A 26,112-nucleotide genomic window follows, 5' to 3' on the forward strand; every position below is an offset into this window, starting at 1 on the left:
ACCGGGGTCAGCTGGCGTCCGAGTGGCGGGTGGTGTCGCGATCCTCGGGTTGGGAGCCTGCGGCGACTTCCATGCCGCGGTTGAAGGCTGCGATGACGGTCGGATCCAGGCGCAGCGGGTGGGCGGGATCTCCGACGGTGGGGCGGTTGCGGGCGCGGCGGGCGGCCGGTTCGTTGTTCGCGGTCAAACGGCGCATCACCCGCTCCAGGATGGGCAGGATCTCGGTGATGTCGAGGGTTTTGTCCGCGACGCGGCCCATCAGGGCGTAGGCCATGTTGGCCAGGACCAGGCCGACGTCCTCGATGTATTCCGGATCCGCGCCGCCGAAGATCTGACCGGCTACCGGCAGCACCGCGTCCAGGCCCTGGGTGTCCAGTCGCGTCCCGCCCGGACCCGAGCGGGCGCGGTGGAAGGCCTCGAGCATCTTCGGGCTGCGTTCCCAGGGCTGGAAGACGCTGTGCAGTACGCGCATCAGGCCGTCGTGCAGTGTTTCCTCGGGGCCGGGCGGTGCGAGGTCCGGGTAGGCGTGATCGGCCATCCACCGCTCGATCGCGGTGACGATCAGTTCGTCGCGGGTGTGGAACAGCTTGTAGACCGTCGCCAGTGAGACGCGGGCACGGCGTGCCACCTCGCGTAGCTGCACCGCGTCGTAACCTTCGGTTTGCAGCAACGTGAGCACCACGTCGATGATCTGCTCCGACGCGTCGCGTCCAGGGGCCCTGCTCACACCATTACTGTAACACGGTTACTACAGTAACATCGTTACTTGGTTTATCCGGAGACGCTTCGGTGACGAAGTCGAGCGTAATTGCCGACCGAGTGCGGAGCGTTTGCGGCACAACGCTATTGATGCCGTATCCCGATCGCACACGGGATACGGAGCGTACCGCCTCCGGGCGCTCAATCGCGAATCATGCTCTGGCGCACGCGATATTTCTGAATCTTGCCGCTCGGCGTGCGCGGGAAATCCTCGACCACGTGGATCTCCTCGGGCCACTTCTGCTTGGCCAGGCCCACCTCGGCGAAATGCGCGCGCAGATCCTCGAGTGAGGGTTCGGGGGAGTCGGCGGCCAGGCGCACCACCGCCGCGACATGCTCGCCGAGCCGGTCGTCGGGGGCGGCCACAGCCACCGCCTCGACGACGTGCGGCATGCTCAGCAGCACCTCCTCCACCTCGAGTGCGCTGATGTTCTCCCCGCCGCGAATGATCAGGTCGGTGGTGCGGTCGGTGATGGTCAGGTAGCCGTCCGCGTCCAGGACGCCGATATCGCCGGTGTGGTACCAGCCCTGTGCGTCGAACGCCTTCGCGGTGAGGGCGTCGTCGGTGTAGCCGAGGCACAGATCCGGTCCGCGACTGAGGATTTCGCCGTCCTCGGTGAGCATGATCTCGACGCCGGGCTGCGGGTCGCCGTCGGTGTAGAGGCGTTTGGGACGGGGGTCGGTGGCGTCCGAGGCGGTGATCGAGGGATGTTCGGTACTGCCGTAGGAGCGGTAGACCGTCAGGCCCAGATTCGTCAGGCGTTCGGTGACCGAGGCCGGGACCGACGCGCCGCCCATTCCGGCGTACTTCATTCGCGCCAGATGGTCCGGGCCGAAGGTGGGATGTTCGATGAGGCTGGTCAGGTAGTACGGCACGCCCCCGCCGAAGGTGATGTCGTACGTGGTCATCAGGTTCAGGATCAGCTCCGGATTCCAGGTGTCCACCAGGTCGACCGAGATGCCGTCGCGGATCGGGATGAGGAACGCGTTGAGCATGCCGATGAAATGCCCGACCGGTGCGGCGGTGATCTGCGGGCCCAGATCGTCGGGATAGTGCTCGGCGAGTTGGCGGGTCTCGCAGCCGAGGGTCTGGTGGCTGTGCACCACGCCCTTGGGTGCGCGGGTGGTTCCCGAGGTGAACGCGATCAGGGCGGGACCGCTCGGGTCCACCGCGGTCACTCCCTCGAAGGGCTCGGCCGCGAGCAGGTCCTCGAATGTGCTCCCCACGATTCCGGTGATCGGCACCCGCTCGTACACCGCCGGGTCGTAGGTGATCGAGCCGAAGCGGTCGGTGGTCACGAACGCCTTGGGGTGCACCGCGTCCAGGATGTACCGCACCTCGCGTGGGCCGTAGATGTGCACGATCGGGACCACCATCGCCCCGAGAAACGTTGTGGCCCAGAAGGTTGCGGCGGCCTCCATCCAGTTGGGCAGTTGGCAGGCAACCGCGTCGCCGGGGCCAACGCCACGCTCGTGCAGACCCTGGGCCAGGCGGCGGGCGATCAGTTCGACCTCGGCGAAGGTGCCGGTGTAGGGCCGGGTCGCGGAGTGCACGCGCAGCGTCGAGCCGGGCGCCGAGGCCAGGCCGCGCGCCAGCAGATCGCCCAGGGTGTCGCGGGTCCACCACCCCTCGTCTTCGTAGCGTTTGACCAGTTCGGTGGGGATCGTGCGCATGGTGGGACTCCAAGTCCGGATGCGCGGGCGTGACGGCCACACCCGCGGGCTGCCGGGTGGTTGCAGGGATCATCGAAACGGGGGCTGTCCGTGGCGGATATACTATTCTCCAAATACAAGAATTCCAATATCTTGATCGGAGAACCGGTTGTGGTCGACCTCGAGTTGGACGACGGGCTGGCAGTGGTCACCATCGACCGTCCCCAGGCGCGCAACGCCATCGCGCCAGAGACGATGGATCAGCTCGACGAGGCATTGGACGCCGCCAAGGGCGCACGCGCACTGGTGATCCGGGGTGCGGGGGACAAGGCGTTCGTTTCCGGCGGTGATCTCAAACAACTCGCCGCGATCCGCACCCTCGACGGCGCGGCCGAGATGGCCTGGCGGATGCGCGGCATCTGCGATCGGCTCGCGGAATTCCCGGCCCCGGTGATCGCCGCGTTGAACGGGCACGCCTTCGGCGGTGGCGCGGAGGTGGCCGTCGCCGCGGACATCCGGGTCGCCGCCGACGACATCCGGATCGGATTCAACCAGGTCGCCCTGGGCATCATGCCCGCGTGGGGCGGCGCCGAACGGCTGGCCGCACTCGTCGGCCGCAGTCGCGCACTGCTGCTCGCGGGTTCGGGCGCCGTGCTCGATGCCACCGAAGCCGAACGGGCCGGGCTGATCGATCGCGTACTCCCACGCGAGTCCTTCGAGGAAGGCTGGCGCACGCTGGCCCGCTCCCTGGCCAACGTTCCCGCCGGCCGGATCAAACACGTCCTGTCCGGCGTCACCCCCGACGAGGCCGTCGACGCCTTCGCCCACCTGTGGATCTCGGACGAACACTGGGCCGCCGCGGATCGCGCGCTGAAGAAGAAGTAGCGCCTCGCTGCTCCTGCGAGTCGCAGACCCCGCCCACTAGCCTGGGTCCGTGCCGACGTTGCTGATCATCCATCACACCCCGTCACCGTTCATGCAGGCGATGTTCGAGTCCGTGGTGTCGGGTGCGACCGATCCCGAGATCGAAGACGTGGAAGTCGTGCGCCGCGCCGCGCTGGCAGTGTCCCCGACCGACGTCCTCGAGGCGGACGGCTACCTGCTCGGCTCCCCGGCCAACCTCGGCTACATGAGCGGCGCCCTCAAACACGCATTCGACGTCATCTACTACCCCTGCCTCGATTCGACCCGCGCCCGCCCCTTCGGCCTCTACCTGCACGGCAACGAGGGCACCGAAGGCGCGGAGAAGGGCGTCACCGCCATCACCACCGGGCTGGGGTGGGTGAAGTCCGCCGAGTACGTGACGGTGTCGGGCAAACCGTCCAAGGACGATCTGCAAGCGTGCTGGGAACTCGGCGCGACGGTCGCGGCGCAACTCATGTCCTGACCGGTCACTTTCCGCTCCCCCCATGGAATCAACGGCTCACGTCGGGGCTGCTGCCCCGGCATACTCGAATCCGATACGTTCCGGATTCGGTCGGTGTGGGTGCCGATCGAAGGGGCGAGGTGGTCGTTCCCGGAACACGGGATCTGGGAAGAGGTGAGAGCGCTGTGGAGCCGACATATGAGGGCGCGGTCCGGCCGCGACGGATCGGGCTGGTCGAAGATCACGAATCCGTGGCGCTCGGGCTGGCCAGTATGCTGGCGCCCGAGCCGGATCTGGACCTGATCATCACTGCCGGGACCGTGGCCGAACTGTTCTCCGCCGCACCGGAATTGGATCTGGTGGTACTCGATCTGCGGCTCGCCGACGGGTCCGCGCCGGAGGACAATGTGCGCGCATTGCGCGAGGGCGGGCACGAGGTGCTCGTATTCACCGGTGCGGACAATCCGTTCCTGGTGCGTGCGGCCGCCCGAGCGGGGGTGCTCGGGGTGGTCCGCAAATCCGAGGATGTGCAGACCGTGGTGTCGGCGGTGCGTGCGGCCGCATCCGGCGAGCAGGTGGTCACCACCGACTGGGCCGCGGCCATCGACGGAGATCCGCAACTGCCCGACGTCGGACTCAGTCCGCGTCAGCAGGAGGTGCTGACCCTGTACGCATCGGGGGAGAAGGCATCGCGGGTGGCGCGGATGACGGGTCTGTCCGAGCAGACCGTCAACGACTACCTCGGCCGGATCCGGCAGAAATACGCCGACGCCGGGCGTCCCGCACCCACCAAGACGGACCTGTACAAGCGCGCGGTGGAGGACGGGTGGTTGCCGGTGCCCGAGCGCAACCCACGCGCATGACCGTGTCCGCCGCGCGGGGCGTCCCGCGTGCGCGTCCCGGGGCGCGGGCGTCGACAGGCGTCGGCCGGAGGGGGAGATACGTTGCGTCCCGGCATGTCTCACCGACCGCGTCGGAGGGGATCATGCGGCGGCTGGGCCTGTCGATGGGCCTGGGCGGGGTGATCATGGGCCTGGTGACGATGCCGGAGATCGTCGAGCAGGGCCATGACGCGCCGGGCTGGTGGAGTCCGGTCGCGGCCGTGCTCACCTTCGGCGGATTCCCGGTGCTGGCGGCGGTGTCGGTGCGGTCGCGTCCCGCGGTGATCCGCGTGGTGTCCGGCCTGACGGCGCTGAGTTTCCTCCTCGCGCTGGCGATCACGCCGATCGCGGTGCAGCCGCACACCCTCGACGCGTCCTCGGTATGGCTGTATCGGATGCTGCCGCTGGGCATGCTCGCCGCGGCGCTGGCCTGGCGGCTGTTGTTCTCGGTGGTGTATCTGCTGGTGGGCTCGACCGCGGTGGCGTTCGTCAACGTGTATCTGGTCGAGCAGTTCAGCACCATGTCGGCGCTGAGCGGTCTGCTGCGGGCCTCCGGGCTGGCGACTCTGTTCCTGTGGTGTGTCACCTGTGCGCAGGGCGCGGGCGCGCGGGTCGACCGGGAATCGGCCGTCGCCGGTCGGCGTGCTGCCGCGACGGCCGCCTCCACCGCCCGCGATCACGAACGCGCCCGGTTCGCCGCGCTCATCCACGACGCGGTGCTGTCCACGTTGCTGGACGCCTCCCGCGGTGCGGAGGACGTGCCCGCGGGTCCGCCGCCCGCGGGCGCACCCAAACCCTGTCCCGGCGGGTCGCCGGGTGAGGTCTCGGTGTTGCGGCGACAGGCCCAGTCGACGCTGGATCAGCTCGACGAGATCCGGGTCGAGGTGCGCGAACCCGATGTGCTCGATGCGCGGTCGGCGGTGATCTTCCTGCGTTCGGCGGTGCACGAGATCAATCCCGGCATCCGTTTCGCCACCCGCACCTGGCCCGGATTCGACGATCTGCGGATGCCCGTGGCCGTGGCCGGGACGGTGGCCGCAGCGCTGGGCGAGGCGGTGCGCAACAGTCTGCGTCACGCCACGATCCCCGGTCAGCCGGTGCATCGCACGGTCACCTGCACCATCAGCGCGGGCAGTATCCGGCTCGTGTTCAACGACGACGGCGCGGGTTTCGATGTGGCGCAGGTGTCCGCGGACCGGCTGGGCATCTCGGTGAGCATTCTGGGCCGGATGCGCCAACTCGCGGGCGGTGCCGGTTTCGTCGAATCACAACCGGGAGAGGGCACCACCGTGACGCTGGTGTGGGGTGGCGATGGCTCAGCGTGAGGCGGGCGGTGACTTCGACTCCCGATTCGGGCTACGAGATCTGCTGGGCCTGCGCGGCGGGATGGCGTGGCTGTTCGTCCTGATCCTGGAACTGATCATCGTGCTGTACATGCTCGGCAATCTGCAGGCCGCGTCGCTGACTCAGACGTTGGTCGCCCTGGTGATCATGGCCGCGGCCGGGGCGCTGGTGCTACTGGTGCCCGACGATCCGCTGCCGTGGAGCTCGACGGTGTTCGTCACCGTCGCGGGGCCCGTGGCCACCGCGCTGACGGCGGTGGATCTGGGTTCCGCGCCCGCACATCACGTCGTGTGGACGGCTTTCGCCTGCTCGTATGTCCTGGCTGCGCTGGTGTTGCGTGGCCGGATCGCGGCGGCGTGGCTGAGCGTGGCCGCGTCGGCGGCGGTCCTGGTGGTCGCCGGGCTGCGGATCGATGTCCGGTTCGACGCGATCGTCTCGGCGTCCATCGTCCCGATCGGCACGGTCGCGGCCATCTCGGCGTTCGCGGTGATCATCCGACCGACCCAGCGTTCGCTGCGGATGCTGCGCGAGGAGGCCACGATTCGGGCGGCGGCCGAGGCGACGATGATCGCCGCCGACGGTGAGCGGATCCGGCAGCTGGCCCGGCTGGATCGGGTGGCGCGCCCGATCCTGGAGCGGATCGCCGACGGCGCGGTGCTGACCGGCACCGAGCGGGAACAGTGCCGGTTGCTCGAGGCCGAGCTGCGGGACGGCCTGCGCGCGCCGCAATTGGTGACCGAGGAGCTCAGCGGGGCGGCCCGGGGTGCGCGGGCCCGCGGGGTCGAGGTGGTCCTGCTCGACGACGGCGGTTTCGAGGGCGTGCCGCAGTGGGTGCGACAACGTGTGATCGATTCCGCGGTAAGGGAATTGGATGCCGCGAACGCGGGCTCGGTGACGGTGCGGGTACTGCCGCTGGGGCGGCGCGTGCTGGCGACGGTTCTCGCGCACGCCGCCGATGACGACCGGCGCACCGAGATCGATACCGACGGCAATGTCGCGGTGAGCACCTGAGCGAGCCCGTCGGCGGGATGCGCGCATTCCGGTGTGCGTGTACGTCGACCAGCACGGGTGGCTCACCTGATGTCATGGTGACGCCACCCTGGCGTCTCCGGTTGATTACCCTGTGCGCGAACGTAGTTCAGTCCTCGCGACGCCTCGGCCCGCCCCAGCGAGTCTGATCGCGCAGCGCATCCTGGACGGTCGTGGACAGCCACGAGTTCAGCGACATGCCGTTCTGCTCGGCGGCCTGCTGCGCGCGGGACTTGATCTGGTCGACCATGCGCAGGGTCACGCGGCTGATGTCACCGGTGATGTCCTCGAAGGTCGGAGAGTCCTCGTCGGGTGACGGGGCGTTCTTGCGAACGTCCACCTTCGCATCGGTCCCGTCCAGCGAGACGTGCACGGTGCGATCGCCGAGCTCCGTACTGACCTCGGCCGCCAGATCCGACAACGCCGCCAGCAGCGTGAGCCGCGCGGCGTTCTCGGTTGCGGAAGCCAGCGCTGCCGCAGTGGCCTGGGTCTTCTCGTCGCCGAGAGCGGCAGCGGTCACCAGATCCTCGCGTAGCCGCGCGGTGTACTTATCGATATCCATGACGCCATTGTGACGTCACCAGTGACATCATTCAAGGAAAAATGTCCGGCAAACAAATGCTGATGTGTCCCCGACTGGCTGCTGACGCACTCACCGAACAACTGTCGACGGACTCACCGAGCGGTTGACGACGTGCCCAGCGAATAACCGGCGACGACGCTTGTGAACGACTGGCGACGTGCCCAGCGGCGAAGCGTCTGCGTCCGGCCGGAACTCGCCCGCGAAGCGAAAGGCTCAGCAAGAACACCTGCAAGTTTTTCGGCGCGGCTCGTCGTTGCGCGCTCGAAGCGCATGGGCGAAGCCCGAGTCTCGAGTGCGCAACGACGAGCCTGAGGGCGCCGAAAAACCAGCCGGAGCGAAGCGGAGGCAGAAGACACAGTAGCCTTTTTGACCATGACGAACGGTGAATCGACGGGGAACGGGCTGCGCGCGTCCGGCACGGTCGGTGTCGCGATGGTGACTCCCTTTACTGCCGACGGCAAGCTCGATGTCGATGCCGGCGTCGCACTGGCCGCCCATCTGGTCGATCAGGGCGTCGACCTGCTGGCCATCTCCGGCACCACCGGGGAGTCTCCGACGACCACCGAGAGTGAGAAGTTCGATCTGCTGCGCGCGGTCGTCGACGGTGTGGGTGACCGGGTGACCGTCATCGCCGGGGCCGGTACCTACGACACCGCGCACAGCATCGAGCTGGCTCGTAATGCGCAGCGCGCGGGCGCGCACGGGCTGCTCGTGGTGACCCCGTACTATTCGCGTCCCACGCAGGAGGGGCTGATCGCGCATTTCACGGCGGTCGCCGATGCCACCGATCTGCCCGTGACGTTGTACGACATTCCGCCGCGCTCGGTGGTGCCGATCGCGTCGGAGACGATTCTGCGGCTGTCGGAGCATCCGCGGATCGTCGCGGTGAAGGACGCCAAGGGTGATCTGGCCGGTGGTGCGCAGCTGATCAGCGAGACCGATCTGGCCTACTACTCGGGCGATGACATCCTGAATCTGCCGTGGCTGTCGGTCGGCGCGGTCGGATTCATCAGCGTGATCGGGCATCTCGTGCCCGAGCGGCTGTGTCAGCTGCGGGATGCCTATCTCGCCGGTGACGTGGTGAAAGCGCGTGAGCTCCACGTAAGTATGTTGCCGCTGTGCCGGGCGATGGCCCGGGTGGGCGGTGTGTCGATGACCAAGGCGGCGTTGCGGCTGCTCGGGGTGGAGACCGGTGAGCCGCGTCTGCCCCAGTTGATGCCCGATGCCGAACAACTCGAAGCGGTTGCCGCAGATCTGCGGGCCGCGGGGGTGCTGAAATGAGTGAAGAGAATTCGGGTGCGCCCGTGACGCGTCGTCCTCGGCGGGCGGCCTCCCGCTCCGCTGGTGCTCCGGCTCCGGCCCCGCCGCCGGAACCGGTGGTTGTACCGGAACCGGTTGCGCCGGAACCGGTTGCGCCGGAACCGGCTGTGGCGGAAGCGGTTTCGGAGGAGCCGAAGAAGCGGGCCGGGCGAGCCAAGTCGGCCAAGGAGGAGACCCGGGTCGCGAAGACCCGGGCCCAGGACACACAGCCGGAGAAGGTCGCTCGCGCCGCGAAGGGCGAGTCCGCACCGGACAAGGGCGCGCAGGACAAATCCGATCGCGGCGGTTCCGCGCGTCGGTCGGGCCGTGGCCGGCAGCCCTCGAAGCGGTCCGAAACCGCTGCCCCGCAACCGGGCTCGGTCCTCGGTCAGCCCGCGGGTCTGCCGCCGACGTTGCCGCGCAACGGGTTACGCGTGTTCGCTCTCGGCGGTATCGGCGAGATCGGCCGCAACATGACCGTGTTCGAGTTCGGCGGCAAACTGCTCATCGTCGACTGCGGTGTGCTGTTCCCGGAGGATCAGCAGCCCGGTGTGGATCTGATCCTGCCCGATTTCCGGCCGATCGAGGACCGGATGGACGATGTGGTCGCGGTCGTGCTCACGCACGGCCACGAGGATCACATCGGCGCGGTGCCGTTCCTGCTGCGGCAACGCCGCGACATTCCGGTGATCGGTTCGAAGTTCACGCTCGCCCTGGTCGCGGCCAAGTGCCGGGAGCACCGGTTGCAGCCGAAGCTGATCGAGGTCGCCGAGGGTGAGAAGACCACGCACGGCCCGTTCGAATGCGAATACTTCGCGGTCAACCATTCGATTCCGGATGCCATCGCGGTTGCCATCCGCACCCCTGCGGGCCTGGTGTTGCACACCGGTGACATCAAACTCGATCAGCTGCCGCTGGACGGCCGCCTGACCGACCTGGCCGGATTCTCCCGGCTCGGCGACGAGGGCGTGGACCTGTTCCTGGTCGACTCCACCAACGCCGAGGTGCCCGGGTTCGTCACGCCCGAGCGTGAGATCGGCCCGGTGCTGGACAACGTCATCGGCAAGGCCAAGGGCCGGGTGATCGTCGCCTCCTTCGCCAGCCATGTGCACCGCATCCAGCAGGTCGTCGAGGTCGCCCAGCGCTACGACCGGCGGGTCTGCTTCGTCGGCCGCTCCATGGTGCGCAATATGCAGATCGCGCAGGATCTGGGTTATCTGGAAATTCCGGACAGCGTGGTGGTGGATCTGGATCAGGCCGCCAACCTGCCGGTGCACAAGCTGGTGCTGATCTCCACCGGATCGCAGGGTGAGCCGCTCTCGGCGCTGTCGCGGATGGCTCGCGGGGATCACCGCCAGATCAACATCCGCGCCGACGATCTGGTCGTGCTGGCCTCCTCGCTGATCCCGGGTAACGAGAACGCCGTGTTCGGCGTGGTCAACGGCCTGGCCCGGCTCGGCGCGACGGTGGTCACCCAGCAGAGTGCCAAGGTGCACGTCTCCGGGCACGCGTCGGCCGGTGAGCTGCTGTACCTGTACAACGCGGTGCGGCCTACCAACGCGATGCCGGTGCACGGCGAATGGCGGCATCTGCGCGCGAACGGTGCGCTGGCCGCGGCGACCGGTGTCCCGGCCGATCGGGTGATCCTGGCCGAGGACGGCGTGGTGGTCGATCTGGTCGACGGCATCGCCTCGATCGTGGGCCGGGTGCCGGTCGGACAGGTCTACGTCGACGGCCTCTCGGTCGGTGACGTCGGCGAGTCGACCCTGTCCGATCGCCTCGTGCTGGGTGAGGGTGGTTTCATCTCGATCACCGTCGCCGTCGACGCGACGACCGGTAAGGCGGTCAGCACTCCCGAGGTCAGCGGCCGCGGCTTCTCCGATGATCCCGACGCCCTGAGCGAGGCTCATACGCTGGTCGAGGCCGAGTTGGTCCGCCTGGCCGGTGAGGGCATCACCGACACCCACCGCATCGCCCAGAGCGTCCGCCGCGTGGTGGGCCGCTGGGTCGCCGACACCTACCGCCGCCGCCCGATGATCGTGCCCACCGTAATGGGAGTCTGAGCTGTATTTTCGGCCTCCGCTTCGCTGCGGCGGGTTTTCGGCGCTGTAAGGCTCGTCGTTCAGCCCTCGAGACTCGGGCTTCGCCCATGCGCTTCGAGGGCTGAACGACGAGCCCGCGCCGAAAACCTTTGGAGTTGGCGTGTCTTGCCTGACTATTCCGGCGTATGGAGACGCTTCGCCGTGGTGATCTTCGGAGCAGCGCCGGGTCCGCCGCGCACGTCGCGGAGGTGGTTCTGCGGTTCCGACCGGCTCGAGGTTGGTTGAGTGCGGATTTGCTGCCGGGGCGCGGGGTGGAGAGGTCGCCCGGTGACGTGGGTGTGGATAGGGTTGGCCTATGAGTATGGCTCAGGACGAGCGGCGGGCGTTGGTTGTGGCGATGACCGCCGCGGGGCCGGACGCGCCGACGTTGTGTGGGACCTGGACGGTGCAGGATCTGGCCGCGCATCTGGTCGTGCGGGAGCGGCGGCCCGATGCCGCGCCCGGCATCATGATCAAATCCCTTGCCGGGTACCTGGATTCGGTGCAGGCCAAGGCGGCGCAGCGGCCGTTCGCCGAACTGCTGGAGCAGGTTCGCACCGGCCCGCCGTGGTGGTCGCCGCTGCGGCCGGTCGACGCGGTGGCCAACCTGACCGAGATGTTCGTCCATCACGAGGATGTGCGGCGCGCCGAACCGGGTTGGGAGCCCAGGGAATTGGCCGCCGAGGATGAGCGGAATCTCTGGAATGCCCTGCGCCGCATGGCTCGTATGGCCTACCGCAAGGCCCCGGTGACGGTGGTGCTGGCGACCCCGGACGGTGAGCGCGTCACCGCGCACAGTGTCGATGGCTCCGAGGTGGTGCTCACCGGCCCGCCTTCGGAGTTGCTGCTGCACGCCTTCGGCCGCAAGGAGGTGCGGCTCACCGCCACCGGCAGCGACGAGGACGTGCGCGCGGTCCACGACTGCGACCGGAGCATCTGAGCCGCGCTCGATCGCTTCCGAGGCCGGAGAATCGGTCGTCTGCGGAGCGTCGTGGGGCGTGTCGAGTGGGTGGCGGCGCGGTCTGCCGATATTCTGTGACACAGCTCTCGGCGGGGTGTTCGTTGACATCGGTTCGCCGGACGGTCGCCCAGATTTCCCCGGCTGATGTGTGTGGGGTGGGTGTTGCGGATGGTCTGGATGGGGCTGTTGCGGCTAGCCTGAGGGTATGGCAGGCAAGTCCCGCAGCACCACGGCGTCTCGTTCGCGGGCGGGATCGGCGCGGGGGCGGGCTCCGGCACGGTCCCGTTCGGCCGGTTCGCGTTCCGGATCATCCTCGGCCAACTCTCGGAAGAATCCCGCGCCACGCGCGCGAAAGGCCCCGGCTCGCCGTCCGGCGCCGCGGGCCCGTTCCAACACCGCACCTCTGGCGGTTTTCCGGCGCGGCGTCGGCAACGGCTGGACCATGCTCGCCCGCGGGATGGGCGCCACCACTCGCACGCTGAGCCGTGCCGGGGAGATCGAGCACGGGCATCGCCGCGACGGAATCGCCTTGGCGCTGGTGGCATTCAGTGTGATCATCGCCGCGGCGGTCTGGCTGTCCGCGGGCGGTCCGGTCGGGCACGCGATCGATACGGCCGTGCGGCTGTTCACCGGATCCGCTTCGGCCGCACTGCCTCTCGTGGCCTGCGCGATCGCGGTGGTGCTGATGCGCACCGAACCGCGCCCGGAGATCCGGCCCCGACTGGTACTCGGCGGGCTGCTCGTCGCGCTCCCGGTCCTGGGGGTGTGGCACATCGCGGCCGGTTCGCCGACCGACGCGCACGGCCGCGCGCACGCGGCGGGTTTCGTCGGTTACGTGATGGGCGGGCCGCTGCGCAACGGCCTGACCGCCTGGCTGGCCACCCCACTGTTGTTGCTCGCCATCGCATTCGGTGTGCTGCTGCTGACCGGGACGACGGTGCGCGAGGTGCCCGATCGCCTGCGCTGGCTGTTCGGCACCGACGCTCGCGACGAATACGACTCGTACGACGACCGATACGGGTACGACTCGGACGAGTACGACGAGAACGGCCTGCCGGTGCACGAGCCGCGTCCGCGTCGGCGGCGCGGCCGCACACCCGAGGAGAACTACCCGACCGACGAATTCGGCGGATCCGATTCGGCCACCGAGATCATGGGCGAGCCTCCGCTGCAGGACGCCAAGCCCGTCGCGGCGGAGAAGTCCGAGCCCGCACCCGAGCCGAAGCCGAAGCGCAAGGCGCCCAAGGTCATCGATCAGACCCCGCCGCCCCCGGAACCGCAGCAACTGGAATTCGTCACCGAACGCCAGGTCGACGGCGACTACCAGCTCCCGCCGCTGTCCCTGCTGACCGACGGCGAGCCGCCGAAGAAACGCAGCGCCGCCAACGAATCGATGATCGAGGCGATCACCGAGGTGCTGGTGCAGTTCAAGATCGACGCCGCGGTCACCGGATTCGTGCGCGGCCCGACGGTCACCCGGTACGAGGTGGAACTCGGTCCGGGCGTGAAGGTCGAGAAGATCACCGCGCTGGCCCGCAATATCGCCTACGCCGTCGCCACCGAGAACGTCCGCCTGCTGGCTCCGATCCCGGGCAAGTCGGCCGTCGGCATCGAGGTGCCCAACGCCGACCGCGAACTCGTGCGCCTGGCCGACGTGCTCAAGGCGCCCTCCACCCGCAACGACCAGCATCCGCTGCTGATCGGCCTGGGCAAGAACATCGAGGGGGAGTACCTCTCGGCGAACCTGGCCAAGATGCCGCATCTGCTGGTCGCCGGCTCCACCGGTTCGGGTAAGTCGAGCTTCGTGAACTCGATGCTGGTCTCGCTGCTGCACCGCGCCACCCCCGAGGAGGTGCGGATGATCCTGATCGACCCGAAGATGGTGGAACTCACACCGTACGAGGGCATTCCGCATCTGATCACGCCCATCATCACCCAGCCGAAGAAGGCCGCCGCCGCGCTGGCCTGGCTGGTGGAGGAGATGGAGCAGCGCTACCAGGACATGCAGGCCAGCAAGGTCCGCCACATCGACGACTTCAACAAGAAGGTCAAGTCGGGGCAGATCACCACGCCGCTGGGCAGCGAGCGTGTCTACCGGCCGTACCCGTACATCCTGGCCATCGTCGACGAGCTCGCGGATCTGATGATGACCGCGCCGCGCGATGTGGAGGATGCGATCGTGCGCATCACCCAGAAGGCTCGTGCGGCGGGCATCCACCTGGTCCTGGCCACGCAGCGTCCCTCGGTGGATGTGGTGACCGGTCTGATCAAGACCAACGTCCCCTCGCGGCTGGCGTTCGCCACCTCCTCGCTGACCGACTCGCGCGTCATCCTCGATCAGCCCGGTGCGGAGAAGCTGATCGGTATGGGCGACGGGCTGTTCCTGCCGATGGGCGCGTCCAAGCCGACCCGTCTGCAGGGTGCGTTCATCTCCGACGAGGAGATCCAGGGCGTCGTCGATTTCGCGAAGAATCAGGCCGAACCCGATTACACCGAGGGCGTCACCGCCGCCAAGGCCGGGGAGAAGAAAGACGTCGATCCCGATATCGGCGACGATCTGGACCTGTTCGTCCAAGCGGTGGAACTGGTCGTCACCTCGCAGTTCGGCTCCACCTCGATGCTCCAGCGCAAGCTGCGGGTCGGTTTCGCCAAGGCCGGTCGCCTGATGGATCTCATGGAGACCCGCGGCGTCGTCGGTCCCAGCGAGGGATCCAAGGCGCGTGACGTGCTGATCAAGCCGGACGAGTTGGATGGCCTGCTGTACACGATTCGTGGTGGAGATCCGGCCGACGTGTCCGACGACGCCGCATCCGAGAGTGCGGGGTAGACGAAAATTCGCGTGCGACGGCAGCCGCCGGAGTGTTATTTTCTGGCGGCTGTTTGTTCCGCGATGGAGGAGGTTGTCGTGAAGCGCTCCGATTTCGAGAGTTCGTTTCGAGCGAACCAGTAAGCGCCGCAGGGGTTTCCCTTAGCGAGACCAGCGTCAAACGTGGTGCTCGCAGTGTCGGCGAGGATACCGAGCTGATCGAGAAGCTCGGTGGAAACGATCTGTGTCCCTGTGGATCCGGGCGTCGGTTTCCGTCGCTGTTGCCGGTCTTCGGGACGGTTCGACGACAGTCTCGGGCACTACTACGTGCGGGACTGATCAACCGGTGTAGGACCAGCCGGAGATTGTCCGCACGGCGATCCGGACTACCGGGCCCTGTGGTGGATTGTCTTGGTACTGCTGGTATTTCGCGGTGAGCCAGGCGATCGGCGCGGCGCGGTCCGATGGTTCGGTGAGGATGCGGGCCGTGCCGTCCAGGCGGACCCACCACAGCCGGGTCCAGTCCTCGGCGTATTCGTCGGCCAACAGTGAAATTCGTTCCGTGGCAGCGATATTCCGCAAGCGTCGCAGATTCGTCGTGGTCTTGGGTTTGTGATCGATGGCGAAGACTGCGATCGGCTCGGGTGTGTCCGGGGCCAGGGCGAAGGTCACCGGGACGACGTGCGGTTGCCCGTCCTCGCTCACTGTCGCGAGGCGGGCGACCCGCGCGTCACGAAACCGCGTCAGCGCATCCTGCTCGGTCAACCGCACGTGCTCAGGGTATCGACCACGGGTGGTGGATTGCCGGGGCGCTCAGGCTCCGGCGGTTTCGCGCTGGATCTGCTCGGCCGCCTCGCGTCGGATCTGCTCGAACTGTGCGCCCATCGCCTCGGACAGGGCGGTCGCGGCCGAGAGCGGCCGGACCATCACCGTGAGCTCGTTGACCTTGCCCTGCTCGTTCAGGTGGACGAAATCGCAACCGTTGACATGCTTTCCGCCGACAGTGGCCTCGAAGACCAACGCCGCGTCCCGGCCGTTCGCATCGACGATCTCCCGGACGTAGCGGAAGTCCTCGAACACCCGCAGCACCCCGCGCAGAATGGCCGCCGTGATCGCCTTACCCGGATACGGCTTGAACGCCACCGGACTGGTGAACACCACGTCGTCCGCCAATGTCGCCTCGATCGCCGCCGCATCGTGCGTCTCGACCGCCTGCCGGAATGAATGCATCGCCACCTCACCTATGCAACTGGTTGTATAGGTGCACTGTACCGAACCCTGCCGGTTGTGCGTAGTGCGTGAGGTAGCGGCACGCTCGGGTAACACCGAGAATCCGGCAGCGAAACGGATTTGTTCGCTGCCGGATTCGTGGCTGATTCGATGGTGAAATTGTTTGTGGTGCAGGGGATTTCGTTGCGGATCAGTCGACGAACGCGCCCATGGTCGGCTTCCACTCCACGATGCGCGCCTCGTGCAGCAGGTCGTGCTTTGCGAACGGGTCCTGCGCGAACAGGGTCTGCGCGGCGGTCAGGTCATCGGCGCGGACCAGGATCAGGGCGCCGGAGCCGTTCGGGTAGGGGCCGCTGGTCAGGACTGTGCCCTGGTCTACCAAGTCGTTGAGCCAGGCGCGGTGGGCCGGGCGGTGCTCGTCACGACCAGCGGCCTGGGCCTCGGCGTAGGTGTAGAGGACGGCGAAGATGGCCATGGTGACTCCCGGGGCGTTCGGCGATGGGTGGGGTAGCGGAGGCTCGATCGTGCGATCAGAGGTTCAGCAGCATACGAGTATTGCCGAGGGTGTTCGGTTTGACGTAGCTCAGGTCCAGGAACTCCGCGACGCCGGTGTCGTAGGAACGGCACATCTCGGCGAACACCTCCGCGGTCACCGGCGTCCCGTCGATCTCGGCGAAACCGTGCCGCTCGAAGAAGGGCACCTCGAAGGTGAGCACGAACAGCCGGCGCAACTGCAACTCCCGCGCGGTCGCGATGAGCTGATCGACGATCAGGCGGCCGACGCCCTTGCTCTTGACGCTCGGATGCACCGCCACGGTGCGCACCTCACCCAGATCGGCCCACAGCACGTGCAATGCGCCACATCCGATCAACTCGCCGTCCAGTTCGGCGACCCAGAACTCCTGGACCGCCTCGTAGAGGGTGACCAGGTTCTTCTCCAGCAGAATCCGCCCGGCATACACGTCGACCAGGGTCTTGATCGCGGGCACGTCCGAGGTACGGGCGCGGCGGACGATCGGGGCGTCCGCCACCGTCCCGTCGCTCGAACCGCTGTGTGTCGCCCGTGTCGTCATGGGGTGCACAGTAGTCGGGTTCGGTACCGATAGTCTGGTGTGGTGCCGCACATCCACTCCGCCCGCTCGCCCGAGGTTTTCCGGGCCCGTCCCGGACGAGGGTGCCGGTGAGCGTGCAGAGCGACGATATGGACGGCGGCTGGTCGGACTCGCTGCGCCCGCAGACCGAAACGCCCCGTTCGCGCCCGAATCTGGTACCGGCCCCGGCCGTGCCGAGCATCGAACCGGCCGCGGTGCCGGTGCTGAACATCGCCAACATTCTGACCGTGTTGCGGATTCTGATCGTGCCGTTGTTCCTGGTGGCGCTGTTCACCGGGACCGGGCACGACACCGGCTGGCGGATTCTGGCCGCGGCGCTGTTCGGCATCGCGGCGATCACCGACCGCATCGACGGACAGGTGGCCCGCAAGTACGGTCTGGTCACCGATTTCGGCAAACTCGCCGACCCGATCGCCGACAAGGCGTTGATCGGCGCGGCGTTGATCGGGTTGTCGGCGCTGGGGGATCTGGCGTGGTGGATCACGGTGGTGATCTGCGCCCGTGAGATCGGAATCACGCTGTTGCGCCTGGCTGTCGTGCGGCGCGGAGTCATCCCGGCGGGCCGTGGCGGCAAGCTGAAGACGCTCGTGCAATCGCTCGCCATCGCGGTGCTGCTACTGCCGCTCTCGGGTGCGTTCGCCACGGCGGGACTGTGGTTGATGTACGTGGCCGTCGCGCTGACCGTGGTCACCGGCCTGGATTATGTCGTGCAGGCCGCGCGTCTGTGGTCGCGCTCGGCCAAGTCGCGATGACCGATCCGCTGACGGTGGCGGTCCCGGCCGCAGACCTGGTGCGACGCCTGCTGTCCGCCCGCGCGACGGTGGCGACGGCCGAATCGCTCACCGCGGGCCTGCTGTCGGCCACCATCGCGGGCGTGCCCGGCGCCAGCGCCGTCCTGCGCGGGGGCCTGATCGTCTACGCCACCGACCTCAAACACACCCTGGCCGGGGTGGACGAGCACCTCCTGGCCACCGAGGGCCCGGTCGCGGCCGGAACCGCCGAACAGCTCGCCGCCGGGGCGCGGCGAGTCTGCGGAGCGGACTGGGGAATCGGCCTGACCGGGGTGGCCGGGCCCGACTCACAGGACGGTCACGCGGTGGGCACGGTGTTCCTGGGGGTGTCCGGTCCGGAGAGCACCGAGGTTTTGCGGTTGAAACTGGCCGGTGACCGGTGGACGATCAGATTGGGAGCGGTGCACGCCGCCGTGACCGAACTCGCTCGCGGCCTGGGCGGGGGATGAGCGCGTAGCGCTCGTGACGCCGGGGTACCGGCGAGGCAGCGGCCACGGTTGGGAACCAGCCGAGGGCATGTGACGTTGTCACTTGCATAGGCTCGTCCGGCCAGGCATGAACCGTTAGGAGAACGAGATGACGCTGCTGCGAGAGGCAATCGGAGATAGTTTGCGGCGTGCTCGGATCGCCCAGAGCCGGACCCTGCGGGAGGTGTCGACGTCCGCCCGGGTGAGTCTGGGATATCTGTCCGAGGTGGAGCGCGGTCGCAAGGAGGCTTCCAGTGAGCTGCTGGCGGCGATCTGCGAGGCCCTGGACGTGCCGTTGTCCGAGGTGCTGTCCGATGTGAGCATCAACATGGCAGAGCAGGATTTCGCCGCCGCGCGGACCCGGCGCGAACCGGCCGCGGCCGAGCGCGCCACCGCGTCCGCCGCACCGGTCGACGCCGCGCCCGCCCCGTCGCCGTCGACCTTCGCCCGGATCCCGGGTGAGACCAGGATCGTCATTCCGGCGCCCACCGCCGACAAGCTGGTACTCGTCCAAGCGAACTGACCCGGGGAAGTTATTCGACCGGCAAAGGTATGTGATCGGTATCGGCGAGGCTGTGCGACGGAACGGAAACGGATAGATTCTCTAGTGAGCATCGGTCCCGGGCGAGTTCGCCCGTCCGGGGCGCCGGGCGATGGAGGATAGGTACCACAGGGGTGCGTGACGGTCGCGCACCACAGTCGCGTGGGAGCGCGGCGCGTCAGATGGAGGCGGGATCAATCGATGGCTAATCCGTTCGTCAAGGCCTGGAAGTACCTGATGGCCCTCTTCGATTCCAAGATCGAGGAGCACGCGGATCCGAAGGTCCAGATCCAGCAGGCCATCGAGGAGGCTCAGCGGCAGCACCAGGCACTGTCGCAGCAGGCCGCGTCGGTGATCGGCAACCAGCGTCAGCTGGAGATGAAGCTGAACCGTCAGCTGGACGAGGTGGAGAAGCTCAACTCCAACGCCCGTCAGGCGGTCATGCTCGCCGATCAGGCCACCACGGCCGGTGACACCGACAAGGCGATCCAGTACACCAACGCGGCCGAGGCGTTCGCCGCGCAGCTGGTCACCGCTGAGCAGTCGGTCGAGGACCTGAAGGTGCTGCACGACCAGTCGCTGCAGGCCGCCGCGCAGGCCAAGAAGGCCGTCGAGCAGAACGCGATGCTGTTGCAGCAGAAGGTCGCCGAGCGCACCAAGCTGCTGAGCCAGCTCGAGCAGGCCAAGATGCAGGAGCAGGTGTCCGCCTCGCTGCAGTCGATGGATTCGACGCTGTCCACCCCGGGCAGCACGCCGAGTCTGGACGCGGTGCGGGAGAAGATCGAGCGCCGCTATGCCAATGCGCTGGGTGCGGCCGAGCTGGCCGGTAACTCGGTGCAGGGCCGCATGATGGAGGTGCAGCAGGCCAGCGTGCAGATGGCCGGGCACAGCCGGCTCGAGCAGATCCGCGCGTCGATGCGCGGTGATTCGCTGACCGCCGGCGATGCCACCCCGCAGGTCACCGCCCCGAACTCGAATCCGGCCGCCGCGCAGCCGCAGGCCAACCCGGGCCAGGCCGCCCAGCAGTAGTTGTCCGTGCGGCGCTCGCGCCGAGTTCGAAAGGCATCGAGGTGATGGGGAGATCGCAGGCCGCCGACGAGCCTGCGATGGGCCGCGTCCGCGGCCGCGCATCCGGTGCGATGCGCTCCCGGGTGGCGCGAGAAGTGTTGACGCAGTCCGGGATCGAGCCCGCACAGCTCGACCGGGCACGGCGGCTGCCCGACACCCTGCGCGAGGCGGGGGAGACCGCGATGCACGCGGTGCGCGCCTGGGCAGATCCGCGTGAGCGGGAATTGCGACGGCGCAGGCGCGCCCGGCGACGCAGTCTGTGGTGGAGTGCCGCCTCCGGAATCACCGCCCTGGGCGCCGCGGGACTGGTGGTCGTCTCGGCTCCGGCCTGGGCGGTGATCGTGCTGGGCAGCGGTGCGGCGGCCATGGTGACCGGCGCCGCCGTCAGCACCCGGAATTATCTGCAACTTCGTCGAAATCCCTTGCCGCAGGCGGCATTCGTGCCGCGTCGCCTGCCGCCGGTCCGGTCGGCGGCGCGCGGATCGATCGCGCGGCTGGTGCGCGCCGAGGCCGCGTTGCACGCCCTGAGCGGGCGGATCTCGCAGGGTGGTCGGATGCCTGCGGAGGATCTCGCCGACACCGTCGAGACCGCCGCCTCCTGCGCCGCGGCGCTGCACGCACTGGCCGCGGACATCGCCGCCATGGAGAAGACGGCCGAGGTTGTGGGCGAGGGTGATTCGATCCCGGGCCTGGACCTGTCCGGCCAGGTACGCGTGGTGATCGCCCGGCTCGACTCGGGCGTCATCGAATACGAGGCGTTGGTCGCCGCCGCGGGCCGTATCCTCGCGGTCCCCGAATCCGCCGCGGTCCTGTCCGAAACCGATTGGGCCCTACTGAATCTGCGCGAATCCGCCGACCGCCTGGACGGCTGGGCGCAGGCGCTGACCGAGCTCGCGGACAGCCGGTTCCGCGCGTAGTCTCCGGTCGACCGGGGACTGTGACAGTTTCGCTGCGCTGCAACGTCTTTACCCGACAAGCCTGGTAGTTGGTCGGCCCACGGCTGCGGCCTCGCAGGCAGTCGATTTCTCGGTTGTCCTCCGGGACAGGTGATTCGGTGCCGCGACCGGATCGTTGTCGGGCAGGTCGATCCGGCGGACATTTTCTGCGCTATCGATCGGAAAGATCTGATGGGCCGCAACGCTTCTCGCGGGCCTGTCCGGGGCGAGTGCGGTAGATCTGTGGGGGTGCACCGAGCGGTCACTCCTCGGCGGTTGTCCCGTGTTCCCTGTCGTAGGCGGTGCGAGCGGCAGCGACGGTATCGCGATGGCGGGTTGCCCATCCGGTCAGGCCCTGCAGGGAGTCGAGTAGTTCGGTCGCGATGTCGGTGAGGGTGTATTCGACGCGCGGCGGCACCGTGGGGTAGACGGTGCGGGTCAGCAGGCCGTCGCGTTCGAGTCTGCGGAGTTTGAGGGTCAGCATTCGGCGGCTGATTCCTGGCATCGCGCGATGCAGGTCGGCGAAGCGGACCGGGCCCTGGGCGGCTGCGGCGAGGATGCTGATACTCCATTTGCCGCGGACATGATCGATCACCTCGGCGACCGGGCATGCGCGGCTGACCAGGGCGGGTACATCGATGTGACTCGGGGACACGAAAGTGCCTTCTTCCGCTCGTGCTGAACCGACACCACCATGGTCGCTGATACAGGACGGCCCTGGTCGAGTTGGACGCCCGATGCGCGAAATCCGCGGTGCCGGGAACCACTCGGCCGGGCTCGCAGACGAGGAGGAACATGCGTATCGGCGTGAACATCGGCGGCACTCCGCCGCTCGAGGAGATGCTCGCCACCGTCGGCTCGGTCGCCGAGGCCGGGCTCGACGGCGTGTACTTCAATCAGGTGTTCGGCTGGGATGTGCTCACCCTCGCCGCACTGGCCGGTCGTGCCGCGCCCGGTCTCGAGGTCGGTACCGCCGTGGTGCCGACCTATTCGCGGCATCCGGTGGCCCTGGCACAGCAGGCGCTGACCGTGGCGGCGGCCACCGGCGGACGGTTGGTGCTCGGCGTCGGGCCGAGTCACGCGGCGGTGGTGGAGCAGGTCTACGGCGTGCCGGCCGAACGACCTGTCCGGCATCTGCGCGAGTATCTCGCCGCGCTGCTGCCGCTGTTGCGCGGGGAGAGCATCGAATTCGTCGGCGAGACGCTGAAATCGACTGCTGCGGTGGATGTTCCGGGTACCGAGGTGCCACCGGTGCTGCTGTCCGCATTGCGTCCGGCGATGCTGGAACTGGCGGGCTCGACCGTCGATGGCATCGTCACCGTCTGGACCACAGCGGAATTCATCGCAACGAATATCGCGCCCCGGCTCACCGCCGCGGCCCGTGCGGTGAATCGTCCGCAGCCCAGAATCGCCGCCATCGTCACCGCCGCTGCCGCCGCCGATCCGGTGCGGGTCTCGCGGCAGGTCGCCGAACGGACCGCCGCCGCATCGGATCTGGCCAATTACCGTGCGCTACTGGAACTTCAGGCGCTGACCGGGGTGCACGAAACCGCGGTGATCGGCACCGAGACGGCGGTGGCCGCGGGGCTGCGGGCCTACGCGTCGGCAGGCGTGACGGATCTGCTGATCAGCCTCGCCGGTGACGCGCAGGACCGTGCCCGCACCCTCGCGTTGCTCGCGGACCTGCGCCGGGATCTCGCCGGACCCGGCCATCACCAGGGCAGCGGCCCGGAGATGTCGAAGTAGCTCCCGGTCGGGCCGTCCGGCGGGGTCCGGGCCATCCGGACGACGATCTCGGCGGCCTGCTCGACGGTCTGGTGGCCGGAGTGGCCGTTGAGATCGGTTGCGGTGTAACCGGGTTCGACGACGTTGATCCGCATCGCCGGAAACGCCTTGGCGTACTGCACGGTGAGCATGTTCACCGCGGTCTTGGACGTCGGGTAGGCCAGTCCGGGATAGGCGTGCGCGGGACTGTCCGGGGCCGAGACGGCGGTGAGCGAGCCCAGGCCGCTGCCCAGGTTCACCACCACGGGTGCGGTCGAGCGCGCCAGCAGCGGCAGGAAGGCGTGCATCACCCGGACGACGCCGAATACGTTGGTGTCGAACACCTCTCGGATCATCTCGCCGGTCGTCTCGCCCGCGCCGGGGACGCCGTTGTCCGGGCCGCGGGTCTCGATGCCCGCATTGTTGATCAGTACGTCCAGCCCCCCGTCGGCCTCGATGGTCTTCGCCGCGGCGGCGACCGAGGCGTCGTCGGTGACGTCGAGCTGGACCAGGCGCGCGCCGATCTGCTCGGCCGCCCGGCGGCCTCGTTCGAGATCGCGTGCGCCGATGTAGACGGTGTGTCCGGCGGCGATGAGCCGCCGTGCGGTTTCCAGGCCGATTCCCTTGTTCGCTCCGGTGATCAGTGTTGTCGTCATGGCTTCAGCTTCTCTCCGCCCGAACCGCTCAGCCAGTCGCCTGGATGTCCTGGGACTGGCGGTACCAGGCACGACGCGCTCGGATATCGCAGACTGGAACCATGACGGCCTCGGAGTTCGGTGCGGCGATGCGGCGGTGGCGCGACCGGCTCGAACCGGGGGATGCCGGGCTGCCCGCGGGCGAGCGGCGGCGGGCTCCCGGACTGCGTCGTGAGGAGTTGGCGTTGCTGGCGGGGATTTCGGTGGACTACATCACCCGCCTTGAGCAGGGGCGGGCATCGAATCCGTCGGCGCAGGTGGTGGAGGCGCTGGCGCGGGCGTTGCGGTTGTCCGGCACCGAACGGGCGCATCTGTTCCAGCTGGCGAATCTGCCGCTGCCGGATCCGGACCTGGTCCCGCGCCGGATCACGGCCAGTGTGCAGCGCGTACTGGATCGTCTGACCGGGACGCCGGTCGCGGTCTACGACGCGACCTGGCAACTTCTGCTGGCCAATCCGCAGCATGCGGCGCTGGTCGGCGATCAGTCCGGGCTGGTCGGCGTGCAGCGCAACGGGGTGTGGCGGCACTTCCTCGGGTCCGCGCCCCATGCTCGCCGCACCCCGGAGGCTCTCGCCGCCTACGAGACCGCGCTGGTGACCGATCTGCGCACGGCCGCGGCCCGCTATCCGGCCGACCGTCAGTTGCAGGAGTTGATCACCACCCTGCACACCGGCAGTGCCCGATTCGCCGAGATCTGGGATTCCGGTGCCGTCGGCCGACGTGACGCCGCCCCGAAGATCATCGATCATCCGCTGGTCGGCCCGGTGACGTTGGACTGCGACATTCTCACGGTCACCGGCAGCGATCTGCGCATCATGATCTACACCGCGGAACCGGGCACCGAGGATGCCGAGCGCCTGGCCCTGATCACCGTGCTGGGGACGCAGACACTCACCGGGTGAGAGCGGTCTGCGCCCGCCGTATGCGCTTCGGCGTGGTCGTCCGGGAACGCGGTCGACGGCAGGTAGGGTCGGCGGCCGTCGGTGTCGTCGATGGTGGGAGTGGGATTCATGCGCATCAGAGCAACACTTGCCGGAGTGGCCGTCCTTGCCGGATTCGCGGCAGTGGCGGTGACCGCACCGGCGGCCGGTGCGCGCCCGATCGCGCAGCAGAGGTACACCTGCACCGGTACGGACTGGTCCGGAAAACCCTTGCAGCCGGTCACCTTTCAGATAAAGGGCAATCGATATCAGGCCGCGCACCGGGCGCAGACCACCTGGCGCGGCGTGGCCAAGTTCTCCTCCATCGTCTGCCAGTCGAGTTGATCTGCACCGCACCATGATTCGGCGGCGTGCCCAGTGCGGACGCACGCCACTCCGGGAATCGGGCTCGTGGCCGGTCTGATCCGGTTGTCGCGTGCTGCCGAATGGGCTGCCGGGAAGATCGCCGGGCTCCGGGTGATTCGTCGTCGACCGTGTGCGTACCCAGGTTAGGCTAAGCTTCGCCGAGTAGGCTGCCGGTCGATTGCGCGACGGCGGGTCGGATCGTGGGGAGGAAAGCCGAAGTGGTGCGAGAGACCGAGACGGGGAGCTCCGCGGGGCACACCCAAGGGGAGAGCACGTGGGTGCGGACTCCGGACGGACGCGAACTGCACGCGATGGTGTTGCCCGGCCCCGATCAGACACAGGCGCCGACGATCGTGTTCGAATCGGGTGCGGCGGTGAACCGTTCGCTCTGGGCATTGGTGCAGCCGTTGGTCGGGCAGTGGGCGCGTGCGATCGTCTACGACCGCTCCGGTTACGGCCGCAGTGCGCCGGACCCGCATTCGCGAACCCTGGCCAGGATCGTCGAGGACCTCGGCTGCGTCCTGGACCATTTCGGTCCCGGACCGTATGTGCTGGTCGGGCACAGTGCGGGCGGTCCGATCGTGCGTGCCGCGGCGGCCGCGAATCCGCAGCGGATCGTCGGCCTGGTGTTGGTCGACCCGACCGAGGAGGGGCAGGACGTGCTGTTCAACCCCGTGGTGCGGCGGCTGGAGAAGGTGGGGCCGGCCGCGCTGCGGCTGGCCGCGCGACTGCGGGTGCTGCCCTGGTTCTACCGCTCGACCGTCACACCGCTGCCCCCGGATGCCCAGCAGGACATGCGGCGCGAAGCGTTCACCCTCCAAGCCATGCGGACATTCACCGAGCAGCAGCGCACGAATCTCGACGAACTGGCCGAATACCGGCACAGCCCACCGGATTCGGGCGATCTTCCGGTCACCGTGATCTCGGCGGCGCACGGTGGTCACGGTGTGCTTGCTTCGCAGCGTCCGGTGCTCAACGCACTGCATGCGCAGCGGGCGGCGCGATCTGCGCACGGCCGCCACGTCGTCGCCGAACACTCCCACCACTACGTTCTGCTGTCCGAACCGGGTCTGGTCGCCGACGAGATCCGCCGGGTGGCCTCGAGAGATCCTCGGGAAGTACCCTGATTTTACCCTGATATCCGGGTTGACCTGGTGATTTTCTTGGGTGGGGTCGGCACTATGGAGGGTGTCGGATCACGGAGGCGAGGTTCGACGGAAACCTTCGGGAGGATTGGACCAAATGAGCATGTTCTGGAAGATTCTGGGCGTGGTCGCAGTCGTGTGGCTGGTGTTGATCGTGGTCGGAGCGCTGGTGAAGGCGCTGTTCCCGATCCTGATGATCAGCTTGGTCGTGTTCGGGCTGTACCTGCTGTACAAGGCGGTGTCGGGCTCGAAGTCCACGGTCGACAAGCTGTAGATCTCGCTGCGCGGGCCGCCCGGAATCGGATCCGGGCGGCCC

29 protein-coding genes are annotated in these 26,112 nt (G+C 68.2%); 20 read left to right on the forward strand and 9 right to left on the reverse strand.

Going from position 1 to position 26,112, the window contains the following annotated elements; genetic code table 11:
• Positions 1-7: 7 nt before the first annotated feature.
• A complete protein-coding gene (locus tag K7711_RS25910) occupies positions 8-727 on the reverse strand; it encodes a TetR/AcrR family transcriptional regulator (RefSeq protein WP_308014944.1) in 720 nt (239 codons plus the stop codon).
• Positions 728-900: 173 nt separating this feature from the next.
• Entirely contained in the window at positions 901-2,433 is a 1,533-nt protein-coding gene (locus K7711_RS25915) for an AMP-binding protein (protein WP_222972045.1), read from the reverse strand.
• Positions 2,434-2,583: 150 nt separating this feature from the next.
• Between K7711_RS25915 and K7711_RS25920 the strand changes: the two genes are divergently transcribed.
• From K7711_RS25920 to K7711_RS25940, 5 genes are all read left to right on the forward strand, one after another.
• Positions 2,584-3,297 (forward strand): enoyl-CoA hydratase/isomerase family protein, encoded by a 714-nt coding sequence (locus tag K7711_RS25920; protein ID WP_222972201.1) that lies wholly within the window; start codon positions 2,584-2,586, stop codon positions 3,295-3,297.
• Between the two features lie 49 nt (positions 3,298-3,346).
• A complete protein-coding gene (locus K7711_RS25925) occupies positions 3,347-3,799 on the forward strand; it encodes a flavodoxin family protein (RefSeq protein ID WP_222972046.1) in 453 nt (150 codons plus the stop codon).
• A 164-nt stretch (positions 3,800-3,963) separates the two neighbouring features.
• Positions 3,964-4,641, forward strand: a complete 678-nt coding sequence (locus K7711_RS25930; protein WP_040826000.1) for a response regulator transcription factor — start codon at positions 3,964-3,966, stop codon at positions 4,639-4,641.
• 122 nt (positions 4,642-4,763) lie between these two features.
• Positions 4,764-5,984, forward strand: coding sequence for a sensor histidine kinase (locus tag K7711_RS25935; protein WP_222972047.1), 1,221 nt, complete (start codon positions 4,764-4,766; stop codon positions 5,982-5,984).
• On the forward strand, positions 5,971-7,014 hold the full coding sequence (locus K7711_RS25940) for a DUF8320 family protein (RefSeq protein WP_222972048.1): 1,044 nt from the start codon (positions 5,971-5,973) through the stop codon (positions 7,012-7,014). The genes K7711_RS25935 and K7711_RS25940 overlap by 14 nt, the downstream gene beginning before the upstream one ends.
• A 127-nt stretch (positions 7,015-7,141) precedes the next feature.
• On the opposite strand, the gene K7711_RS25945 is transcribed toward K7711_RS25940, so the two are convergent.
• Positions 7,142-7,594, reverse strand: a complete 453-nt coding sequence (locus tag K7711_RS25945; RefSeq protein WP_222972049.1) for a hypothetical protein — start codon at positions 7,592-7,594, stop codon at positions 7,142-7,144.
• 393 nt (positions 7,595-7,987) lie between these two features.
• Here K7711_RS25945 and dapA point away from each other — a divergent pair, with 393 nt between their 5' ends.
• The 5 genes from dapA to K7711_RS49355 all read left to right on the forward strand — a co-directional run bounded on the left by dapA (position 7,988) and on the right by K7711_RS49355 (position 15,199).
• Entirely contained in the window at positions 7,988-8,896 is a 909-nt protein-coding gene (gene dapA, locus K7711_RS25950) for a 4-hydroxy-tetrahydrodipicolinate synthase (RefSeq protein ID WP_222972050.1), read from the forward strand.
• Positions 8,893-10,977 carry a ribonuclease J gene (locus K7711_RS25955; protein WP_222972051.1) on the forward strand — a complete coding sequence of 695 codons (2,085 nt, stop codon included), beginning with the start codon at positions 8,893-8,895 and terminating at the stop codon, positions 10,975-10,977. The genes dapA and K7711_RS25955 overlap by 4 nt, the downstream gene beginning before the upstream one ends.
• 334 nt (positions 10,978-11,311) lie before the next feature.
• The gene (locus K7711_RS25960; RefSeq protein WP_222972052.1) at positions 11,312-11,935 is read left to right on the forward strand and encodes a TIGR03085 family metal-binding protein; all 624 of its coding nucleotides are present in this window, start codon (positions 11,312-11,314) and stop codon (positions 11,933-11,935) included.
• Positions 11,936-12,161: 226 nt separating this feature from the next.
• Positions 12,162-14,783 carry an FtsK/SpoIIIE family DNA translocase gene (locus K7711_RS25965; RefSeq protein WP_222972053.1) on the forward strand — a complete coding sequence of 874 codons (2,622 nt, stop codon included), beginning with the start codon at positions 12,162-12,164 and terminating at the stop codon, positions 14,781-14,783.
• Between the two features lie 32 nt (positions 14,784-14,815).
• Positions 14,816-15,199: an SEC-C metal-binding domain-containing protein gene (locus K7711_RS49355; RefSeq protein ID WP_222972054.1), complete on the forward strand. Its 384-nt coding sequence runs from the start codon at positions 14,816-14,818 to the stop codon at positions 15,197-15,199.
• Here K7711_RS49355 and K7711_RS25975 read toward each other — a convergent pair.
• The 4 genes from K7711_RS25975 to K7711_RS25990 all read right to left on the reverse strand — a co-directional run bounded on the left by K7711_RS25975 (position 15,102) and on the right by K7711_RS25990 (position 17,065).
• Positions 15,102-15,533 (reverse strand): TIGR03668 family PPOX class F420-dependent oxidoreductase, encoded by a 432-nt coding sequence (locus tag K7711_RS25975; protein ID WP_222972055.1) that lies wholly within the window; start codon positions 15,531-15,533, stop codon positions 15,102-15,104. The two genes, K7711_RS49355 and K7711_RS25975, sit on opposite strands and share 98 nt — an antisense overlap.
• 42 nt (positions 15,534-15,575) lie before the next feature.
• Entirely contained in the window at positions 15,576-15,992 is a 417-nt protein-coding gene (locus tag K7711_RS25980; protein ID WP_222972056.1) for a nuclear transport factor 2 family protein, read from the reverse strand.
• 190 nt (positions 15,993-16,182) lie between these two features.
• Positions 16,183-16,467: a YciI family protein gene (locus tag K7711_RS25985; RefSeq protein WP_222972057.1), complete on the reverse strand. Its 285-nt coding sequence runs from the start codon at positions 16,465-16,467 to the stop codon at positions 16,183-16,185.
• Between the two features lie 55 nt (positions 16,468-16,522).
• Positions 16,523-17,065 (reverse strand): amino-acid N-acetyltransferase, encoded by a 543-nt coding sequence (locus K7711_RS25990; protein WP_222972058.1) that lies wholly within the window; start codon positions 17,063-17,065, stop codon positions 16,523-16,525.
• Positions 17,066-17,172: 107 nt separating this feature from the next.
• On the opposite strand from K7711_RS25990, the gene pgsA reads away from it, so the two are divergent.
• The 5 genes from pgsA (at position 17,173) to pspM (ending at position 20,888) form a co-directional block, all read left to right on the forward strand.
• Entirely contained in the window at positions 17,173-17,856 is a 684-nt protein-coding gene (gene pgsA, locus K7711_RS25995; RefSeq protein ID WP_372460189.1) for a CDP-diacylglycerol--glycerol-3-phosphate 3-phosphatidyltransferase, read from the forward strand.
• Positions 17,853-18,344, forward strand: coding sequence for a CinA family protein (locus K7711_RS26000; RefSeq protein WP_222972059.1), 492 nt, complete (start codon positions 17,853-17,855; stop codon positions 18,342-18,344). The genes pgsA and K7711_RS26000 overlap by 4 nt, the downstream gene beginning before the upstream one ends.
• A gap of 127 nt (positions 18,345-18,471) precedes the next feature.
• Positions 18,472-18,885 carry a helix-turn-helix domain-containing protein gene (locus tag K7711_RS26005; protein WP_040825507.1) on the forward strand — a complete coding sequence of 138 codons (414 nt, stop codon included), beginning with the start codon at positions 18,472-18,474 and terminating at the stop codon, positions 18,883-18,885.
• A 219-nt stretch (positions 18,886-19,104) separates the two neighbouring features.
• Positions 19,105-19,932 (forward strand): PspA/IM30 family protein, encoded by an 828-nt coding sequence (locus tag K7711_RS26010; RefSeq protein WP_222972060.1) that lies wholly within the window; start codon positions 19,105-19,107, stop codon positions 19,930-19,932.
• Positions 19,933-19,976: 44 nt separating this feature from the next.
• Complete coding sequence (gene pspM, locus K7711_RS26015) at positions 19,977-20,888, forward strand: phage shock envelope stress response protein PspM (protein WP_235747766.1); 912 nt, start codon at positions 19,977-19,979, stop codon at positions 20,886-20,888.
• A 280-nt stretch (positions 20,889-21,168) separates the two neighbouring features.
• Here the strand turns inward: pspM and K7711_RS26020 are convergent, their stop codons facing one another.
• A complete protein-coding gene (locus K7711_RS26020; RefSeq protein WP_308014946.1) occupies positions 21,169-21,561 on the reverse strand; it encodes a winged helix-turn-helix transcriptional regulator in 393 nt (130 codons plus the stop codon).
• A gap of 140 nt (positions 21,562-21,701) precedes the next feature.
• Here K7711_RS26020 and K7711_RS26025 point away from each other — a divergent pair, with 140 nt between their 5' ends.
• On the forward strand, positions 21,702-22,652 hold the full coding sequence (locus tag K7711_RS26025) for a TIGR03564 family F420-dependent LLM class oxidoreductase (RefSeq protein ID WP_222972061.1): 951 nt from the start codon (positions 21,702-21,704) through the stop codon (positions 22,650-22,652).
• Here K7711_RS26025 and K7711_RS26030 read toward each other — a convergent pair.
• Positions 22,619-23,326, reverse strand: coding sequence for an SDR family NAD(P)-dependent oxidoreductase (locus K7711_RS26030; RefSeq protein WP_222972062.1), 708 nt, complete (start codon positions 23,324-23,326; stop codon positions 22,619-22,621). The two genes, K7711_RS26025 and K7711_RS26030, sit on opposite strands and share 34 nt — an antisense overlap.
• A gap of 101 nt (positions 23,327-23,427) precedes the next feature.
• Here K7711_RS26030 and K7711_RS26035 point away from each other — a divergent pair, with 101 nt between their 5' ends.
• The 4 genes from K7711_RS26035 (at position 23,428) to K7711_RS26050 (ending at position 26,070) form a co-directional block, all read left to right on the forward strand.
• Positions 23,428-24,267, forward strand: a complete 840-nt coding sequence (locus K7711_RS26035) for a helix-turn-helix transcriptional regulator (RefSeq protein ID WP_222972063.1) — start codon at positions 23,428-23,430, stop codon at positions 24,265-24,267.
• Positions 24,268-24,375: 108 nt separating this feature from the next.
• Positions 24,376-24,630, forward strand: coding sequence for a hypothetical protein (locus K7711_RS26040; RefSeq protein WP_222972064.1), 255 nt, complete (start codon positions 24,376-24,378; stop codon positions 24,628-24,630).
• A gap of 239 nt (positions 24,631-24,869) precedes the next feature.
• Positions 24,870-25,778: an alpha/beta fold hydrolase gene (locus K7711_RS26045; protein WP_308014947.1), complete on the forward strand. Its 909-nt coding sequence runs from the start codon at positions 24,870-24,872 to the stop codon at positions 25,776-25,778.
• A 115-nt stretch (positions 25,779-25,893) separates the two neighbouring features.
• Positions 25,894-26,070: a hypothetical protein gene (locus tag K7711_RS26050; RefSeq protein ID WP_157116702.1), complete on the forward strand. Its 177-nt coding sequence runs from the start codon at positions 25,894-25,896 to the stop codon at positions 26,068-26,070.
• The last annotated feature ends 42 nt before the right edge of the window (positions 26,071-26,112 follow it).

Source organism: Nocardia coffeae (assembly GCF_019890715.1).
Classification (GTDB): domain Bacteria; phylum Actinomycetota; class Actinomycetes; order Mycobacteriales; family Mycobacteriaceae; genus Nocardia; species Nocardia jiangxiensis.